Below are 18,157 nucleotides of genomic sequence, written 5' to 3' on the forward strand. Positions count from 1 at the left end.
CTTCGTCAAATCGTTTGAATCGGTCAATCCCCTCAGGCTACCTCACACAGCGCACTGGGGTTGATGGAAAGTGCCAGGCGTTGACCGTCCGGGTGCAAATCGTCCGCCGAGCGATTGAGTACGTCTACCACCAGCTCTACCCCGCGGGCTTCGATCCGGTAGCGAATCACGTTGCCCAGCAAGCTGTGGCTGCGTACCAGTGCATCCAGCTCACCGCTGCGGCTCAGCTCAATGGCTTCGGGGCGAATGGCGATCCGCCCACTGATAGGCCGTTGCAACAATTGACTGGCCTTGTCGGCGTCCAGCAGGTTGTAGTTGCCGATAAAACCGGCGGCAAACGCATCCACCGGCGCGGTGTAGAGGGTCTCGGCATCGCCGCTCTGGACGATCTTGCCCTGGTTCATCAGGAAAATGCGATCGGACATGGTCAGGGCTTCTTCCTGATCATGGGTGACGAAGATCGTGGTCAAGCCCAGCTCGCGCTGGATCTGGCGGATCTGTTCACGCAGGTGTTTACGAATCCGTGCATCCAGGGCCGACAGCGGCTCATCCAGCAACAGCAGGCGCGGGCGGGTCACGAGCGAGCGCGCAAGGGCCACGCGCTGGCATTGGCCGCCAGACATCTGGTGCGGGTAGCGGCCGGCGAGGTCTTTCAACTCCACCAGTTGCAGCACTTCCTGCACGCGCTTGTGGCTGTCGTCGGCGTTGACCTTTTGCATGCGCAGGCCGAAGGCAACGTTCTGTTCCACGGTCATGTTGGGGAACAGCGCGTAGCTTTGGAACACCATGCCGATGTGACGTTTCTGCGGACTCAGCGGAACGATGTCCTGGCCGTCCAGAAGAATTTTCCCACTGTCTACCGACGTCAGGCCGGCGATGCAGCGTAGCAGGGTGGACTTGCCGCACCCGGATGGCCCCAGCAGGGTGACAAACTCACCCTTGGCGACTTCACAGTTGATGTCACTGAATACCGGGGTGCCAGAGTAGCCTTTTTGCAGGTGTTGGACGCTGACGAAGCTCATTGGCTTTTGTCCTTGTTCAAGATATTGGCGGCCCAGGTCAGCAGCAGCACAAAGAAGAAATAGGAGATCACCAGCGCACTGGTGAAGTGGCCGCTGCTGTTACGCATATTGTTGAGGTATACCTGCAGAGTCTCGTAGCGGGTGCCCACCAGGATATTGGCGAACACGAATTCGCCGAACAGGAACGAGAACGACAGCAGCAACGCCACCATCAAGCCCTTGCGCAGGTTGGGCAGCACCACCAGGAATGCAGCTTGCCAGGTGCTGGCGCCGAGCAGTTGGGCGGCGTCCATCAGGTCCCGTAGGTTGATGGCCTGCAGGTTATTGGTGATCGCCCGGTACATGAAGGGCAACGCGATGGTGAAGTAACAGCCGATCAGAATCCACGGCGTGCCAACCATGGCCAAAGGCCCGGAACCATACAGTTGCAACAGGCCCACCGACGACACCACCGGCGGCACCGCGAAGGGCAGCAGGATCAGGATATTCATCAAGGCATCAAGCTTGGGAAAGTGGTAATGCACCACAAACAGCAACGGCAGAATCAGCACCACCGATAGGATCAGCGCGCCAACGCACACCAACAGCGACTGGCCAAAGGCATGAAGAAACCGCGGGTCGCTCCACAGTTGCACATACCACTTGAAGGTAAAGCCCGAGGGCAGAATGGTCGCCGACCAACTGCTGGCGATGGAGTAGACCAGGGTGCCGATCAGCGGCAACACCAGGATTGCGAATAGCAGATAGACCACTACCCTATGGTAGAGGGCTACCGAGCCCGTTTCAGCGCGAGACATGATAGCTCCTCTTGAGCAGCACTTGATGAACCACGGTCACCACCGTCATCAGCGCCACCAGCACTACGGCCAGGGCGCTGGCCATGTTCGGGTCCAGGGTAATGTCGCCGGAAACCATTGCCGCAATGCGGATCGGCAGTATGTTGAAGTTGCCGGTGGTCAATGCATACACCGTGGCGTAGGCGCCGAGTGCGTTGGCCAGCAGGATCACGAAGGTGCCGAGCAAGGCAGGTGTCAGCACCGGCAAGCCGATATGCCGCCAGAACTGCCAGCCGTTGGCCCCGAGCAAGGCGGCGGACTCGCGCCAGTCTTCACGCAAGGCGTCGAAGGCGGGGTAGAGCAGCAATACGCCGAGGGGGATCTGAAAGTAGGTGTAGAGAATGATCAGCCCGGTCTTGGAGTACAGGTTGAAGTCCTGAATGATCCCGGCCTGCTTGAGCATGATCGTAATGCTGCCGTTGAAACCCAGCAGGATGATGAAGGCAAAGGCCAAGGGGACACCGGAGAAATTACTGGTCATATTGGCGAAGGCGGTGACGAAATTGCGCAGTGGCGAATCCACCCGACGCAATGAGTAGCTGCCCAGCACGGCGATGATGATCCCGAACACGCTGGAATAGAAACTGATTTCCAGGCTGTGCTGGATCGCCTGCAAATAGAATTTCGAGCTGAAGATCTTGTTGAAGTTGGCCAGGCCCCAGCCGAACTCTTCCGATTGCAGGCTGTTGACCATCACCCAAAGCAGCGGGGCGATCTCGAAAACGATAAAGAACAAGGCGAAAGGTACCAGGCACAAGGCAGCCAGCCATTTGCCACGGGTCATGGAGTTCACTTCAACAGCTCCCGGCAGGCAGGTTTGTCGTGGGGCACACCGAGCAGCTCGCAGATGGTTCCGCACAGCTCGGTTTGCTTGGGCGTGGTGTTGGGATCAAGCTTGAATGCCGTGCCCAGGACAAACAGTGGCACTTCCCGTTCTTCCGGCAGCAGGCCGTTGTGGGAGCGATCGTTGTTCATGCCGTGGTCGGCAGTCACCAGTACCTGGTAACCGGCGTCGAGCCAGCCTTGCAGATAGTCGGCGAGGATGATGTCGGCCGAACGCGCGCTGTTGCGGTATTGCGGGGTATCGAGGCCATGCTTGTGGCCGGCATCGTCGATGTTCATCGGGTGCACCAGCAGGAAGTTTGGTGCGTGTTTGAGACGCAGGCTCTCGGCGTCGGCAAACAAGTGTGAATCCGGATAGTGGTCATTCCAGTAGAAATGCCCGTGCTGGATCGCCATTGTGCTGTCGTCGGTATGACGATCACGGGCGGCGATGAACGGGGAACGGTTATATAACTCGCTGACCCAATGATAGGCCGCTGCCGCAGTGCTCAAGCCTGCGTCGGTGGCGTAATGGAAGATGCTGCGTTGGTTGGACAGGCGTGAGACATGGTTGTGGACAATGCCGCTGTTGATCGGTGGTACGCCGGTGAGAATGCATTCGTACAAGGGGCGGGACAGGGCCGGCAGTTCACATTCCAGTTTGTACAGTGCTGCGCGTCCTGCGCCGATATAGGCCTGAAGATGCCCCATGGCGTGCCGGGCAACCTCGTAGTTCAGGCCGTCGAGCACCACAAGGATGACGTTGTGCTTCATAGGGGCTGGGGCTCCGCAAGCGAGAAGAAGAAATACCTCCTGTGTAGGAGCGAGCTTGCTCGCGAAGATCGTCAACGAAGACATGGGGAGCCTGACTCCCCGTGGCGTTCTCAGGTTCTTCGCGAGCAAGCTCGCTCCTACAAGGAGGGAGGTCTTATTGCATATTGATGATGACTTCTTCCTGCCACTTCTGCGGCAGTGCCTTGGAGGTTTTCTCCCAGGCATCGGCGTCTTTGATCGGCGTCACATTCTTGTACTGCTCGTTCGGCAGCAGCTTGTCCTGCACGTCCTTTGGCAAGGTCAGGTGCTCGGCACGAATCGGCCGCGCATTACCCTTGGCCAGGTTGATCTGGCCGGCGTCGCTGAAGATGTATTCACGGGTCAGCTTGGCCGCGTTGGGGTGCTTGGCGTATTTGTTGATGATGGTGGTGTAGCCGGAAATCACCGAGCCGTCCGATGGGATCAGCACCACGTAGTCATCCGGGTTGACCATCTTGGCCTTGTAGCTCAAACCGTTGAAATCCCAGACCACGCCCACTTCCACTTCGCCCTTTTCCATCGTGGCGATGGTTGGGTTGGCCAGGGACAGGCGACCTTGCTTGGCGATGTCGGCAAACATCAACAACGCAGGCTGGATGTTCTTCTCGTCGCCACCGTTGGCCAGGGCTGCCGCGAGTACGCCGTTGGCGGCCTGGGCGGCGGTACTGACGTCACCGATGGAAACCTTGTATTTGCCGGTCTTCAGGTCAGCCCAGCTTTTCGGGGCTTCGGAGCCGTGCAACAGCTTTTTGTTGACGATGAAAGCGATGGTGCCGGTGTAGGCCAGTGCCCAGTTGCCTTCTTTATCTTTCGCCCAGGCCGGGACTTGTTCCCAGGTGCTTGGCTTGTATGGCTGGACCACGCCCTGTTTCACTGCAATCGGACCGAAGGCCGCACCCACGTCGCCGATGTCGGCACTGGCGTTGTCTTTTTCCGCCGCGAACTTGGCGATTTCCTGGGCCGAGCTCATGTCGGTATCGATGTGCTTGAGGCCATAGGTCTTGGCCAGGTCTTCCCAGGTGCCTCTCCAGTTGGCCCAGTCATCGGGCATACCGACACTGTTGACAGTGCCTTCCGCCTTGGCAGCGGCTTCCAGGGTTTTTAGATCGGTATCAGCGGCCATGGCGGCGGTGCACATGGCAATGGTCGAGCCTAACAGTGATGCCAGGAAAAGCTGTTTCATCCGAAGCTCCTTTGGACGTTTTAACGCTGCGTTTTTTATGAACGTTGGTCTAGGTCAGCAATACCTGAGCCAATTTAGGCCCGGTGGATGACAGTTTCATGTCGATGTCGTTTTTTGTCGGCATGGACGGACGATTGCCGGGTAAGCGTAGACCAAGGGCAAGTGCCCGTAAGCCTTGGACTTGGCCGATGTATTGCAGGTCATAGGGAGGAGCATTGGCAGGTGCTGTCATCTGTCGGTCATGTGCAATGCCTAGGCTTGCTCGCAGTAGCAATGGCGTATTGGCGTGGCGTTTTGTGCACCCAGACAGTGCTGGTCTAGTCCAGATAGGTAACGTTGATGCGTGATGAGGCAATTAAAGCGGTGACAACCATTGGCTTGGCGCTGCAAGAGCAGATCGACCACGGACTGTTGCCGGCTGCCAGCAAACTACCGGCCGAACGTAAGCTCAGCGAGTTGTTTGGTACCACCCGGATTACCGTTCGGGAGGCCTTGTTACAACTTGAGGCCCAGGGGCAGATATATCGCGAGGAGCGCCGCGGCTGGTTTGTGTCGCCCCCCAGGCTGGCCTACAACCTGATGCAGCGCAGCCACTTTCACGCGATGGTCAGTGCCCAGGGGCGGGTACCTTCGACTGAGGTGATTTGCGCGCGGTTGCAGCCAGCTTCGGCGGCGGTGTGTGCGTGGCTGCAACTGCCGGCGTTGTCCAGCGTGATCCAGATTTGCCGGGGGCGCAGGATTGATGGGCGCTTGGTGTTGTATGTGGAGCACTATCTGAACCCGCAGTATTTTCCGGGGATTCTGGATTGCGATTTGAGTGAGTCGATGACCGAGTTGTATGCGCGGATGTATGACTTGCACTACGGTCGGGTACGGTTTGAGATTGTGCCGACGTCATTGCAGGTGGAGGCGGCTGCGGCTTTACGGGTGTCGGTTGGGAGCCCGGGGTTGCGGATTGCCCGGGTTAATTATGATCAGCATGAGCGGTTGATTGATTGTGATCTGGAGTTTTGGCGCCATGATGCGATTCATGTGGGGGTGGATGTGGTTTGATCGCTGATCGTTTGAATGAGTGCATATCCGTTGCTGTGGTCATGGCGGGTTATGGTTCCGCCCTTACGGCGGGTCACTTTGAAAAGCCCAAAGTAACCAAAGGCTCTTGCCCCACCACTTGGCACCTCGCTCAGGCTCGGTGTGCCCGTAGTCCGACATTGCTTCGGGGGGCCTCAGATTAAAATCAAAAGCACGGCGGCCTGACAGCCGACCTGATTTTGTGAATACATTCCCCCTGTAGGAGCGAGCTTGCTCGCGAAGGTCGTTAACGATAACGCGGGAAATCTGGTACCCCGAGGCGTCCTCAGGTTTTTCGCGAGCAAGCTCGCTCCTACAGAAGACCGCTCTGCTCTGGCTTTTGATCTTAGGCGCCCCGTTAAACCACGATGCCTGCGTTCGGGCATGCCGAGCCCAGGCGAGGCACCAAGTGGTGGGGCAAGAGCCCTTTGCTTACTTTGGGGCTTTTCCAAAGTGAGTCGCCGTAAGGGCGAAACCCTAAGCAGCCGTTACCGAAGAAACAGATATGCCCCCTCAAGGCGCCGCATTGGCATACAAATAATCCGTCGCCAACGAAGCCAACGTCCTAACCCCCACCACCAGCGCCGACTCATCCACAAAGAACCCCGGATTATGATTCGGCGCCGCCTTGCTCATCTCCTGGTCCCGCGGCGTTACCCCAAGGAACACAAACAACCCCGGCGCCTCCTTGGCATAAAACGAAAAGTCCTCGGCCCCACCCACCAGCGGCCCCTGGACCACATCACCGTTAGCCGCCCACCGCAGGCTCGGCAGCATCTTCTCGGTCAATGCCGGATTGTTAATCGTCGGATCGTACTTCTCAATAATCGTCACCTCAGCCTTCGCACCGCCGCTTTCAGCGATTTTCTCCACCGTCTGGCGTACATCCGCGTGCAGTTTCTGGCGGATACCGTAGTCGTAGGAACGAATCGTGCCGCTCATGTCCACCGACTCAGGGATGATGTTGTAGCGGGTGCCGCCATTGATGGTGCCAATGCTTACCACCGACGGAAACGAGGAAATATCGGTGCGGCGGCTGACCACGGTTTGCAGGCCGACAATGGTTTGTGCGCTCACGGTGATCGGATCGATGCCGTCCCATGGCCTGCCGGCGTGGGTCTGTTTGCCGAGGATCTTGATGCGCAGGTCGTCGGAGCTAGCCAGGGTCGGTCCCGGGCGATAGGCGATTTGCCCGGCAGGCACGCCAGCCCAGACGTGCAGGCCGAACACCGCATCCGGCTTGGGTGATTTCATCACGCCTTCCTGCACCATCATCTTCGCGCCCCAGGTGTTTTTGCCGTCGGGAATGAAGTCGCTCGGGCCTTCTTCGGCCGGCTGGAAGTAGAACACTACGGTGCCAGGCAGGCGGTCGCGCATACCGGTAAGGATTTTCGCCGTGCTGAGCAGGATCGCAGTGTGGGCGTCGTGGCCGCAGGCGTGCATCACGTCGACTTCCTTGCCCAGATAGACACCTTTGGCTTTGGAGGCGAAGGGCAAGCCGGAGGTTTCCTTGACTGGCAGCGCGTCCATGTCGGCGCGCAAGGCGACGGTCGGGCCGGGCAGGGCGCCCTTGAGGATGGCAACCACGCCAGTGCGGGCGACGCCGGTTTTCACCTCCAGCCCCATCTCCCGCAGTTGTTTGGCCACCAACTCGGCGGTGCGTTTTTCGGTGTTGCCCAGTTCAGGGTGGGCGTGGATATCGCGGCGGGTTTCCAGCAGGGCCGGTTCAAGGATTTTCGCCTGTGCGGCGATCTCTTCCCGGGCGCTGTCCTGGCCGCTGCTGGCGGCGATTACTGCACTGCTGGCGACACCGCACAGCAGGCCAAAAACCCATTGGTGGGTAAAACCGGTTAATCGCATAGGGGCTTCTCCATGATTATTGTTGTTGATCCTCACGTCGGCCGGGCCGCCGCTTATTCTTTCTCTTGGGGACTTCCCGCCGTCACCACCTGCACACTCAAACGTGGTGTGGCCAGGTCCAGGCCGGATTCGTCCAGGTGACGCTTGAGGGACAGGTTGAACGCCCGCGATACTTCCCACTGCTTGATGGGTGCTGTCTTGAAGCGTGCGCGAAGAATCGCACTGCCGGACTCGAAACTTTCTACCCCCTGGATCTCCAGTGGAGACCAGATATTGCGTCGCTGCAATGGATCGTTGCGCATTTTCTGGCCAACATCGCGCATCAACTTGATAGCGTCGTCGATCTCCATGTTGTAGGGGATGGCCACCCGAAAGATCGCATAACCAAACTCCCGGGAGTAATTCTTGATGCTCTTGATTTCGCTGAACGGAATGGTGTGGACGATGCCATCGATATCCCGCAGCCGTACCGTACGAATGGTCAGCCCTTCGACCGTCCCCAGGTGCCCGCCGACGTCGACATAGTCATCAATCGCCAGCGAATCCTCGATGATGATGAACAGGCCGGTGATCAAGTCAGCCACCAGGGACTGTGCACCAAAACCGATGGCCAGACCGATCACGCCGGCACCGGCCAGCAGTGGCGTGACGTTCATGCCCATGTTTGCCAGGGCGACGATGGCGGCGATGATAAAGATCGTCACGAACAGTACGTTGCGAATCAACGGCATCATGGTTTGCGCACGGGCGTTGGCCAGGCCTTTGCGCGAGCGGGTGAGGGCGTGGTGGATCGCGGTGTCGGCGAGAATCCAGATCAACCAGGAAAACAGCAGCGTGCCACCGAGGCCGAACAGCTTGACGCTGATTTCATGGCCATCGCCCTGGGTAAAGCGAATCAACGACAAGCCCCAGACCCGCAGGCCAAACTCGATAAACACCAGCCACACCAGCAGGTGCGCCAAGGTGTAGACGAAACTTTTCAGCCGGTCGGAATACAACGCATGGCGCTTGTGCCCGCGCTGGGGTTTGAGTGAGTGACGGCGCACCAGGCCGTTGATCACCATGCACAGCACCAGCAACACCGTACACAGCAGGGATTGGCGCAGGGCGGTGCTGGTGTCGCCGGCGGAGATGAAGGTGGCGAACAGCGAGATGCTCACCAAGAGCAGTGCCGGCAAGTACCAGAAGGTACCGATGATTTCGATTGTGTCGCTCAGCGCACGGCGGGTTAGGCGGCGTGACAGGGGCTGATTACGGATCAGGTGCGCAATGGGCCGACGGAAGCGCAGGATAAACACCCCAGTGGACAGCGCGGCCATTACATTGGCGATGGTGGCTGCCGTATGGGCCAGGTGAGTACCCAGGCTTTCCATCATGCGCGGGTCGCTCAGGGCTTCACCGAATGCGGCGAAGCTGCCGATCAGCCAAAGCGGGCGGAACGCTTGGTGACGCAGGATGTACAGCGCCCGGTGGCGGTGGGCGCCATCGAGTACGGAAAAGGCGATGACGCAGATCGCCGAGAAACAGGTGCCCACTACCAGTGCGTAGGCCAGCACCATCGCCAGGGATTTGCCCAGGGACGAAGGCAGCGCGTAGCTCAGGTAAACGGTGATTACCAGGGCAATCAGCCATGGCCCCAACTTACGTAGGGCAAAGCGCAGCATGTCCCAGGTCCTGGGGTGTTGTGGCAGTTCTTCACTGAGGCCGAAACGCTCCCGCACTCGGTGACTGATCCAGATCAGCGCGGCGGCCAGCAGGCTCCAGAGCGCCAGGATTACTGCAAACCCAAAGATGATCGGCAGCCAGTCTTTGGCCGGGAGTATCAGCGCTGCCAGCTCGTCCTTGGCTTGGTCGACCTCGTTGGACCAGCGGCTCAGCGGGCTGTCGGTCCCGGAAAACTGTTGTTCAAGGCTGCTCAGAGTACTGCCGATCAGCCCGAGTACGCCTTGTTCGGTGGCGGGCTGGGCCTTTTGGGTGGCTTCACGAAGTTTTTTCAAATCGCTCAGCAGTGTGGTGCGCTGCTGGTCGTTTTCCAGGGTCTTGATCACCTCGTCCAGGGATTGCCCCAGAGGCACTTCGGCCGCAGGTTGGGATTTGTTGGTGCCGCCCAGCAGCCCCGGCAGGCCAACAGCCTGGGCAGGGGCCATGGGCAACAGGGTGAGCAGGCAAACAAGCAAGCAATATGGCAGGGCGAAGAGACGGGCAAGCACGAGGCGGTCAACCTTAAACACGACGAATTGATCGAGTGTACGAGGCCACTATGCCCAATGCGAGTGCATTTATTACGCGGCGAGTTTGGCGAGGATCTTGTAAACCACAGTAGCGAGGATCAACAGCATGCCGATCCACATGCTGAACACGCCAAGGTTCTTGTCGCGGAAGTTGAAGCCGATGGCCAGCAGGATCATGCCCGTGAGGATGGGAATGAGCATGGAATGGAAGGCAGACAGGGTGATCATGGGCGACGGCCTTGTCGGAGGGGATAGGTATCAGTCTAGGCCGGTTTATGGGAAGTGGAAGGCAAATAGCATATGCCGCTGCCGAGGCACGAGGCTGCGATAAGGTCCGCAGGACTTTCGGCACTTTCAAGGCCCAGACGACTGCTGCGCAACCGATCGCAGGCTGCGCCAGCGGCTACAAGTGATCGGTAATCGACGGTCCTTTGTAGCCGCTGTCGAGGCACGAGGCTGCGATAAGGGCCGCAGGACCTTCGGCAATTTCAAGGCCCAAACGACTGCTGCGCAGCCGATCGCAGGCTGTGCCAGCGGCTATATCAAGGCAAATCACGGCTCGCGTAGAACGCACTCAACACTTTCACCAGGTGCGCCAGGTCATGACTACCGCACAGCTCGCGAATCGAGTGCATGGCAAAGGTCGGCAGGCCGATGTCCACGGTGCGTACCCCCAGGTGGCTGGCGGTGATTGGGCCGATGGTCGAGCCGCAGCCCATGTCGCTGCGCACCACGAAGCTTTGCACCGGCACTTCTTCGGCCATGCACAGGTGGCGAAAGAACCCGGCAGTTTCGCTGTTGGTGGCATAGCGCTGGTTGCTGTTGACCTTGATCACCGGGCCGGCGTTGAGTTTCGGCCCATGGTTGGCGTCGTGTTTCTCGGCATAGTTGGGGTGTACGCCGTGGGCGTTGTCGGCGGAGACCAGCAGTGATTTCTGGATGGTGCGTACGAACTCATCACCTTCGGGCAGCAGGCGCCGCAGGGTCTGTTCCAGCATCGGGCCGTCGGCGCCGCAGGCCGAGCAAGAGCCGACTTCTTCGTGATCGTTGCACACCAGCACACAGGTTTCTTCGGTATCGCTGGTGAGCAGGGCTTGCAGGCCGGCGTAGCATGACAGCAGGTTGTCCAGCCGCGCGCCGGCGATAAAGTCGCCATGCAGGCCAATCACGGCGGCGCTTTGGGTGTCGTAGAAGCTCAGTTCATAGTCGAGCACCACGTCAGCGTTCAGGCCATGCTCGCGGGCCAGCTGGTCAGTGAGCACGGCACGGAAGTCCACGCGCTCGTCACCGGCAAACTGCGCGAGGATTGGCGGCAGTTCCGTCTGGGCATTGATCGCCCAGCCCTGGTTGGCTTCACGGTTAAGGTGAATGGCCAGGTTGGGGATGATGGCGATGGGCAGAGTGAAGTCGATCAACTGGCTTTCGACCTTGCCGTCGCGGCGGAAGGTCACGCGGCCAGCCAGGGACAGGTCGCGGTCGAACCACGGCGCCAGCAGTGCACCACCGTAGACTTCCACACCCAACTGCCAGAAACCCTGGCGTTGCAGTTCCGGCTGCGGCTTGACTCGCAGGCACGGGCTGTCGGTATGGGCGCCTACCAGGCGGATGCCGTCTTGCAGAGGGGAGTGGCGGCCGAGCTTGAAGGCAATGATCGAGGAGTCGTTACGGGTCACGTAGTAGCGACCGTTGGCCTCGGTGGTCCAGGTCTCGCGCTCGTCAAGGCGCTGGAAACCGGCTGCTTCCAGGCGTTGGGCGAGGGCAGCTGTGGCATGAAAGGGGGTGGGAGAGGCCTTGAGGAAGTCGATCAGGCCTTGGTTCAACGCTTCGCGCATAAGTAGCTCCAGACAGCAATGGCGCGAGTTTACCGTATTGGCCCGGCCGATTCATTGCAGGAGCGTATTTCCCTTTCAGAAAGGCGCAGGACACTCAAAGCGCAAGCGCTCGCCGCTTTGCGGATGAGTAAAGCTCAACATGCTCGCATGCAAGCATAGCCGTGGCCATGCGGCCAACGCCTGTTCATGGGCGTACAAGCCATCACCCAACAACGGATGACCGATGGACAGCATATGCACCCGCAGTTGGTGCGAGCGCCCGGTAATGGGCGTCAGCTCAACCCGGCACCAGTCGCCACAACGTTGCAGTACCTTCCAGAAGGTCAGGGCGTGTTTGCCGAACTCATGGTCTACCACGTGACGGGGCTTGGTTGGCGGGTCGTAGCGCAATGGCAGGTCGATGCTGCCGCTGTCCAGTTCCGGCTGGCCCCAGCACAGGGCGGTGTAGGCTTTTTCGGTTTCCCTGTCATGGAACTGGCGAGACAGTTCGCGGTGGGTATCGGCATCTCGCGCCAGCAGGATGATGCCTGAGGTTTCCCAGTCCAGGCGATGGACGATACGGGCCTCGGGGTAGCCGTTTTCCTGCAGGCGGGTGATCAGGCAGTCCTTGTTGTCGTCGGCGCGACCGGGCACCGACAGCAGCAGGGTAGGCTTGTTCACCACCAGGACGGCAGCGTCCTGGTGAAGGATATGGACATTGGACAGTGGCATTAAACAGCCTCGTAACAAATGCCAACGGCGGCTCGGCTACCTGGCACCCTTTGTAGGAGCGAGCTTGCTCGCGAAGAACCTGAGAACCATGCGTTTATTCAGAATGAACGCAGTGGCCTTGAGTTCTTCGCGAGCACGCTCGCTCCTACGGGGATCAAGGTAACCGAGCCGCCGTGGCGACCACCTGTTCAATCAACGATCAGGCAGGGTGATATTGAGTTCCAGAATCGAGCAGCTACCGTCATTTTCCAGGGCGACATGCACGTCATCGTTACCAATATTGACGTACTTGCGAATCACCTCCACCAGTTCCTTCTGCAAGGCTGGCAGGTAATCCGGGGTACTGCGTTGGCCGCGTTCGTGCGCCACGATGATCTGTAGACGCTCTTTCGCGACCGACGCGGTACTTGGCTTTTTGCTGGCCCGAAAGAAGTCGAGAAATTTCATTGTTTAGTTGCCTCCAAAGATACGCTCGAAGAATCCCTTCTTCTTTACATCGAGGAAGCGATGTTCCACGGTCTTGCCCAGCAGGCGATCGACGGCATCGCTGTACGCCTGGCCGGCGTCGCTCTGGTCGTCAAGAATCACCGGTACGCCCTGGTTGGACGCCTTGAGGACGGCCTGGGACTCTGGAATCACACCCAGCAGGGTCACTGCCAGAATGTCCTTGACGTCTTCAACGCCAAGCATTTCGCCATTGCTGACGCGTTCAGGGTTGTAGCGGGTCAGCAGCAGGTGTTCCTTGATCGGGTCTTCGCCCTTCTCGGCGCGCTGGGATTTGCTGGCCAAAAGGCCCAGCATGCGGTCCGAGTCACGTACCGAGGAAACTTCCGGGTTGGTCACCACGATAGCTTCATCGGCGTAGTACATGGCCAGGTGAGCACCGGTTTCGATACCTGCCGGGGAGTCGCAGACCACGTACTCAAAGGTTTCCTTGAGTTCGGCCAGGACTTTACCCACGCCTTCTTTGGTCAGCGCGTCTTTGTCGCGGGTCTGGCTGGCAGCCAGTACGTACAGGTTCTCAAGGCGCTTGTCCTTGATCAGGGCCTGCTGCAGGTTGGCTTCGCCATTGACCACGTTGACGAAGTCATACACCACGCGGCGTTCGCAGCCCATGATCAGGTCGAGGTTACGCAAACCGACGTCGAAGTCGACGATGACTGTCTTGTGGCCGCGCAGAGCGAGGCCGGTACCGATAGCGGCACTGGTGGTGGTCTTACCCACACCACCCTTGCCGGATGTAACCACGAGAATCTTGGCCAAGGTGTTTCACCCCTAAGGAAAAAGGACTTTTAGCCCCTGAAAAACATCTCTTGGAACTCGCTGCAGGCGGACAGCCAGTGTAGGAATGAGCTGAAAAAAGTGCGGTTTACTCAAAATAAACAGTACTTTCCAATTGTTCCTACGCAAGTTTTGCCGTTTTCGCTGTGCTATTAGAGTTTAGAGATGCTTGGAAAATGCGGCAGTATCCGTTAAAGACGGATGATGTTCAACACATCGCCCGACAGGCTGACTTGGACCCCGGCCCCCCACAGCGGATCGCGGCGCAAATCTTCCGAAACCTTGTACTGGCCTGCGATCGACACGAGTTCAGCGCTCAACTGCTGGCAAAAAATACGGGCCTTGGTATCGCCCTTGATGCCGGCCAATGCGCGACCGCGCATGGGGCCGTATACATGGATATTGCCATCGGCCAGAAGTTCCGCTCCAGGACTGACCGAAGCGATGACGACCAAATCGCCACCCTGGGCATAAATCTGCTGTCCGCCGCGAACTGGCGAGGTAATGATCTTGGTTGGCTTGACCGTCGGCTCCGGCGGTTTCTCCGGTTTTTTCTTCACTGCGCCCTCTTGTGGGTCCAGCGAGCGCTCGCGTGCGCCGGACGGCGGCAAGACGGGCAGCTCAATGGCAATGGCGGCGGCAATGTCTTCGATGCGGCTGGCGCGGATGGCCAGGGTACGCAGGCCATGTGAGCGGCACACGCGCATCAGCCCGGGCAGATCAACCGCGCCCTGGTCGACGGGAAGTTTGTCCAGGGCCAGTACCAGCGGGGCGTTGTTGAAGAAATTTGGCGCCAGGGCGACCTTGGCGGCGAGCTGGCGATCCAGGGCGTCGAGGTCGTTGCGGGCCAGTTCCAGCACGGTAATGGCGAGCATGCTGCCCTTCAGCTGGAACACGGGATCTTGGTCTAGCGGTTCGGTTTGGCTCATGGTCGGCATAAAGCGGCTTGTCACGAAAAGTGTCGAGACTTATAACGAGAACATCCGCGGGCCGCAAGCCGAGTCGAACCGTTGTAGAATGCACGACCCTTGTCTTTACCGGAATCTGTAATGGATCGCCCGCGTTTTCGAGCTGTATTTTTTCACCCGCGTTTTTGGCTGTTATGGCTGGGACTCGGCTTGTTGTGGCTGATCGTGCAGTTGCCGTATCGGGTTTTACTGGGGGTTGGTCGTGCCTTGGGCGCGGTGATGTACCGAGTGGCCGGTGAGCGTCGGCGTATCGCTGCGCGAAACCTGGAGCTGTGTTTTCCGGAAAAGTCTGCCCAAGCGCGCAAAAAGCTGCTCAAGGAAAACTTTGCCTCCACCGGCATCGCCTTCTTCGAGATGGCCATGAGCTGGTGGTGGTCTAAACCACGGTTGGCGCGCCTGGCCCATGTCGAAGGGCTTGAACACCTCAAGCAGGCCCAACTGGACGGCAAGGGCGTGATCTTGATGGCCCTGCATTTCACCACCCTGGAAATCGGTGCGGCCTTGCTGGGACAGAAGCACACCATCGATGGCATGTATCGCGAACACGGCAACCCGTTGTTCGATTTCATCCAGCGCCGTGGCCGCGAACGGCACAACCTTGACGCCCTGGCGATAGAACGCGAAGACGTGCGGGGCATGCTCAAGCTGCTGCGGGCCGGTCGTGGGATCTGGTATGCACCGGACCAGGACTATGGCGCCAAGCAGAGTGTGTTCGTGCCGCTGTTCGGCATTCAGGCAGCGACGGTCACCGCCACCAGTAAATTTGCCCGCTTGGGCAAGGCGTTGGTGGTGCCCTTTACCCAGGAGCGCCTGGCCGATGGCAGCGGCTACCGGTTGGTCATCCATCCGCCACTGAGGGATTTCCCGGGAGAAACCGATGAAGTGGACTGCCTGCGTATCAATCAGTGGGTAGAGGCTTGCGTTCGCGAATGTCCCGAGCAATACCTGTGGACCCATCGCCGCTTCAAGAGCCGGCCGCCGGGTGAGCCAAAACTGTACGAAAAGCGCCGTCGTTGATGTGAGGCCCCCACGCACCATGGAGTGATGCAATGCGTCCAGCTGAACCGGTCACAGGTTTGATTCTTTCCGGCGGTGGAGCACGGGCCGCCTATCAGGTGGGGGTATTGGCGGCGATTGCCGAGCTGTTGCCGCCGGGGGCAAACAATCCGTTTCCGGTGATCGTCGGCACGTCGGCCGGGGCGATCAATGCGGTGAGCCTTGCCAGCGGCGCGATGGATTTCAAGGCCGCGATCCAGCGGCTGAGCGCTTTCTGGCAGGGCTTTCGCAGCCATCTGGTGTTGCGCAGTGATTGGCCAGGCGTGATCAGCCAAGCCAGTCGATTTTTTACTCACAGCCTGCTGGGTTTCGGTGCCCCGTTGCCGGTGGCACTGCTTGACAGCTCTCCGCTGCGAGCGCTGCTGCAAGACAAGTTGCACCTGGAAGGGATCGATGAGGCGATCCGTCAGAAACATCTGCACGCGGTGGCCATCACGGCTTTTGGCTACGAGTCGGGGCAGGCGGTGACCTTCTATCAGGGCGGCGGCACCATCGATGCCTGGCTGCGTCATCGGCGTATCGGCGTGCCTACTCAGTTGACGGTCGAGCATTTGTTGGCCAGCTCAGCCATTCCGTTGTTGTTTGCACCGGTCAAGCTGGACCAGGAGTATTTCGGGGATGGTGCGGTGCGCCAGTCGGCACCGATCAGCCCGGCGTTGCACCTGGGGGCCAACCGTGTGCTGGTGGTGGGAGTCAGCGGCAACCCACGCGGTCTTGACCCGGCCAATCCATTGCAGCGTACTTACACAGGGCTTGAGCCCACCTTGGCCCAGATCGGTGGGCACATGCTCAACAGCACCTTCATCGACAGCCTGGAAAGCGATATCGAGTTATTGGAACGCCTGAACCAGTTCAGTCACCTGTTACCGGCCAGTAGCGCAGCGCAAGGCCTGGCTCCAGTGGAGGTGCTGGTGATTGCGCCCAGCCAGCCGATTGATGAAATCGCTGCCCGCCATCGCCAGGAATTACCCGCAGCGTTGCGTTTGTTTCTGCGAGGTTCGGGGGCCACCAAGACCAGTGGTGCGGGAGTGCTCAGTTACTTGCTGTTCGAGGCGGGGTATTGCAGTGAGTTGATCGAGTTGGGACGACGGGATGCGTTAGCCAAGCGCGAGGAGTTGTCGCGATTCCTCGGCCTGACCTGATCCCCTGTAGGAGCGAGCTTGCTCGCGAAAAACCTGAGAACGGCGCGTTTATCCTGAATGAACGCGGTGCCTTTGTGGTCTTCGCGAGCAAGAGCTAGGCGTCCCTCGCTCCTACAGGGAGTCGTAGTCAGCCGTCAGAAGTGATACTTGACCAACAAGCTCGCCGTGTCCTGATTGGTCTCGAACGCGCCTGAATCCTGGATGCCGTACTTGTTTTTCCAATAGTCGTATTCGAAACCGACATACAGCTGCTTCTCGCCCCAGTGCAGCGCCTTGCCCAGGTCATACTTGACCTGCGGGTTGAAGTGCAGGTTGGCGTGGTAAGTGCCGCGGGCGTTTTTATCGTTATCCACCACCCAATCCATAAATCCGTCGATCAGCACGTCGGAATTGCCCACGGGAATGGTGTACGACCACACCGGCGTGATCTGCCACACGCCATCACCCGGACGATTGCCTTCGGTGTGGCGCTGGTAGAAGTTCAACTGGAAGTAGTCGAAGCCGGGGATTGCCAGGTCAAAGGCCGGGCCCACCAGGTAGGACTCGTTATCGCCTTCGCCGAACTCGTAAGTGAACGCCAGCAACACATCCTTGATCGGTCCGAATGACAAGTCCTTATCGAGGATCTTGCCAAACGACAGGCGTGGGCTGAACTCACCGTAGTAAGTGTTGGGGCCGACGTTGCCATCTTCCTTGCCGTTGTAAAAGATGCGATCGAGGAAGAAGAAGTTGTCGCCATACTTCCAGGCATCGGCGTGCTCGAAAGTGACAGTTTGCTGGATCTGCGGGTTAACAGTGAAGTTCTTGCCCCACAGGTAGGTCAGGCTGTTGTTCTGCCACTGCAGCAGATCGCCGGCCATCGCTTGGCCCCCGGCCAGCAGGGATCCTGCCAGCATCAGGCTGTTTACGGTACGTTTCATTCGGTTGCTCCCGAGTTAAAGTTTTGTATTTTTTTTCTAAACAAAACGCTCTGGTTTGGCGTCTTTTGAGGTGCTGCAAAAATCATCTGTTTGGTCAGCTTTAGTGCTTTTAGCAAAAGCTGCGCCAAGGCGTAAAAAAAGCCAAAAAACCCCTGTCGGCGGCGATAAACGCAGTCGAGTTCAAGGGTCTTTTGCATGCCTGGACCGCTGACCGTGGGCTGGGATAAGTTGGCTTTCCAGTCAGGTTTTACAGTCGCTGTTTTTTTTTGAGTTGATTTGAGCGGGCGCGGAGAATACTGGCTCCCAAGCCTGTGCTCAAGTGCGCTCTTGCAGAGCGCGTGGGGCGAGAATGGGGCATGGCCTGAAGCCGGCCCCGGGTGAATGGCGTGCATGGTGTTGCTCCCTGATC

At 58.9% G+C, this 18,157-nt stretch carries 19 protein-coding genes and 1 pseudogene; 4 read left to right on the plus strand and 16 right to left on the minus strand.

Going from position 1 to position 18,157, the window contains the following annotated elements:
* Positions 1-32: 32 nt before the first annotated feature.
* The 6 genes from GIR22_RS10155 to GIR22_RS10180 form a co-directional block, all read right to left on the minus strand.
* Entirely contained in the window at positions 33-1,022 is a 990-nt protein-coding gene (locus tag GIR22_RS10155) for an ABC transporter ATP-binding protein (RefSeq protein WP_154743201.1), read from the minus strand.
* Positions 1,019-1,819 carry an ABC transporter permease gene (locus GIR22_RS10160; RefSeq protein ID WP_154743202.1) on the minus strand — a complete coding sequence of 267 codons (801 nt, stop codon included), beginning with the start codon at positions 1,817-1,819 and terminating at the stop codon, positions 1,019-1,021. The genes GIR22_RS10155 and GIR22_RS10160 overlap by 4 nt, the downstream gene beginning before the upstream one ends.
* Positions 1,806-2,642 carry an ABC transporter permease gene (locus tag GIR22_RS10165; RefSeq protein ID WP_154743248.1) on the minus strand — a complete coding sequence of 279 codons (837 nt, stop codon included), beginning with the start codon at positions 2,640-2,642 and terminating at the stop codon, positions 1,806-1,808. Before GIR22_RS10165 ends, GIR22_RS10160 begins: the two co-directional genes overlap by 14 nt.
* A 5-nt stretch (positions 2,643-2,647) precedes the next feature.
* Positions 2,648-3,454 (minus strand): alkaline phosphatase family protein, encoded by an 807-nt coding sequence (locus tag GIR22_RS10170; RefSeq protein WP_154743203.1) that lies wholly within the window; start codon positions 3,452-3,454, stop codon positions 2,648-2,650.
* A 154-nt stretch (positions 3,455-3,608) separates the two neighbouring features.
* Positions 3,609-4,676 (minus strand): ABC transporter substrate-binding protein, encoded by a 1,068-nt coding sequence (locus GIR22_RS10175; protein WP_154743204.1) that lies wholly within the window; start codon positions 4,674-4,676, stop codon positions 3,609-3,611.
* A 49-nt stretch (positions 4,677-4,725) separates the two neighbouring features.
* Positions 4,726-4,908, minus strand: a complete 183-nt coding sequence (locus GIR22_RS10180) for a hypothetical protein (protein ID WP_154743205.1) — start codon at positions 4,906-4,908, stop codon at positions 4,726-4,728.
* A 107-nt stretch (positions 4,909-5,015) separates the two neighbouring features.
* On the opposite strand from GIR22_RS10180, the gene GIR22_RS10185 reads away from it, so the two are divergent.
* Together GIR22_RS10185 and GIR22_RS26380 are read left to right on the plus strand one after the other, a co-directional pair.
* On the plus strand, positions 5,016-5,729 hold the full coding sequence (locus GIR22_RS10185) for a UTRA domain-containing protein (RefSeq protein WP_154743206.1): 714 nt from the start codon (positions 5,016-5,018) through the stop codon (positions 5,727-5,729).
* Between the two features lie 249 nt (positions 5,730-5,978).
* Positions 5,979-6,065: pseudogene (locus GIR22_RS26380) on the plus strand (outer membrane lipoprotein carrier protein LolA); the annotation flags it as partial.
* Between the two features lie 195 nt (positions 6,066-6,260).
* Here the strand turns inward: GIR22_RS26380 and GIR22_RS10190 are convergent.
* From GIR22_RS10190 to minC, 8 genes are all read right to left on the minus strand, one after another.
* Positions 6,261-7,607: an amidohydrolase gene (locus GIR22_RS10190; protein WP_154743207.1), complete on the minus strand. Its 1,347-nt coding sequence runs from the start codon at positions 7,605-7,607 to the stop codon at positions 6,261-6,263.
* 53 nt (positions 7,608-7,660) lie between these two features.
* Complete coding sequence (locus GIR22_RS10195) at positions 7,661-9,817, minus strand: mechanosensitive ion channel domain-containing protein (protein WP_178122184.1); 2,157 nt, start codon at positions 9,815-9,817, stop codon at positions 7,661-7,663.
* A 72-nt stretch (positions 9,818-9,889) separates the two neighbouring features.
* Positions 9,890-10,066, minus strand: a complete 177-nt coding sequence (locus tag GIR22_RS25950; RefSeq protein WP_178122185.1) for a hypothetical protein — start codon at positions 10,064-10,066, stop codon at positions 9,890-9,892.
* Positions 10,067-10,380: 314 nt separating this feature from the next.
* Entirely contained in the window at positions 10,381-11,670 is a 1,290-nt protein-coding gene (locus GIR22_RS10200) for a M18 family aminopeptidase (protein ID WP_154743208.1), read from the minus strand.
* Between the two features lie 75 nt (positions 11,671-11,745).
* Positions 11,746-12,381, minus strand: a complete 636-nt coding sequence (locus GIR22_RS10205; protein WP_154743209.1) for an RluA family pseudouridine synthase — start codon at positions 12,379-12,381, stop codon at positions 11,746-11,748.
* Positions 12,382-12,573: 192 nt separating this feature from the next.
* Positions 12,574-12,828, minus strand: a complete 255-nt coding sequence (gene minE, locus GIR22_RS10210; RefSeq protein ID WP_084381587.1) for a cell division topological specificity factor MinE — start codon at positions 12,826-12,828, stop codon at positions 12,574-12,576.
* Between the two features lie 3 nt (positions 12,829-12,831).
* On the minus strand, positions 12,832-13,644 hold the full coding sequence (gene minD, locus GIR22_RS10215) for a septum site-determining protein MinD (RefSeq protein ID WP_154743210.1): 813 nt from the start codon (positions 13,642-13,644) through the stop codon (positions 12,832-12,834).
* Between the two features lie 209 nt (positions 13,645-13,853).
* The gene (gene minC / locus GIR22_RS10220; protein ID WP_154743250.1) at positions 13,854-14,591 is read right to left on the minus strand and encodes a septum site-determining protein MinC; all 738 of its coding nucleotides are present in this window, start codon (positions 14,589-14,591) and stop codon (positions 13,854-13,856) included.
* A 120-nt stretch (positions 14,592-14,711) separates the two neighbouring features.
* Here minC and GIR22_RS10225 point away from each other — a divergent pair, with 120 nt between their 5' ends.
* Positions 14,712-15,647, plus strand: a complete 936-nt coding sequence (locus GIR22_RS10225) for a lipid A biosynthesis lauroyl acyltransferase (protein ID WP_154743211.1) — start codon at positions 14,712-14,714, stop codon at positions 15,645-15,647.
* Positions 15,648-15,679: 32 nt separating this feature from the next.
* Positions 15,680-16,828, plus strand: coding sequence for a patatin-like phospholipase family protein (locus GIR22_RS10230; protein WP_154743212.1), 1,149 nt, complete (start codon positions 15,680-15,682; stop codon positions 16,826-16,828).
* Positions 16,829-16,962: 134 nt separating this feature from the next.
* Here the strand turns inward: GIR22_RS10230 and GIR22_RS10235 are convergent, their stop codons facing one another.
* Positions 16,963-17,748 carry an outer membrane protein OmpK gene (locus GIR22_RS10235; protein ID WP_154743213.1) on the minus strand — a complete coding sequence of 262 codons (786 nt, stop codon included), beginning with the start codon at positions 17,746-17,748 and terminating at the stop codon, positions 16,963-16,965.
* Entirely contained in the window at positions 17,745-18,140 is a 396-nt protein-coding gene (locus GIR22_RS10240) for a hypothetical protein (RefSeq protein WP_154743214.1), read from the minus strand. The genes GIR22_RS10235 and GIR22_RS10240 overlap by 4 nt, the downstream gene beginning before the upstream one ends.
* Positions 18,141-18,157: the final 17 nt, after the last annotated feature.

The sequence above is a fragment of the Pseudomonas karstica genome (assembly GCF_009707515.1).
Taxonomy (GTDB): domain Bacteria; phylum Pseudomonadota; class Gammaproteobacteria; order Pseudomonadales; family Pseudomonadaceae; genus Aquipseudomonas; species Aquipseudomonas karstica.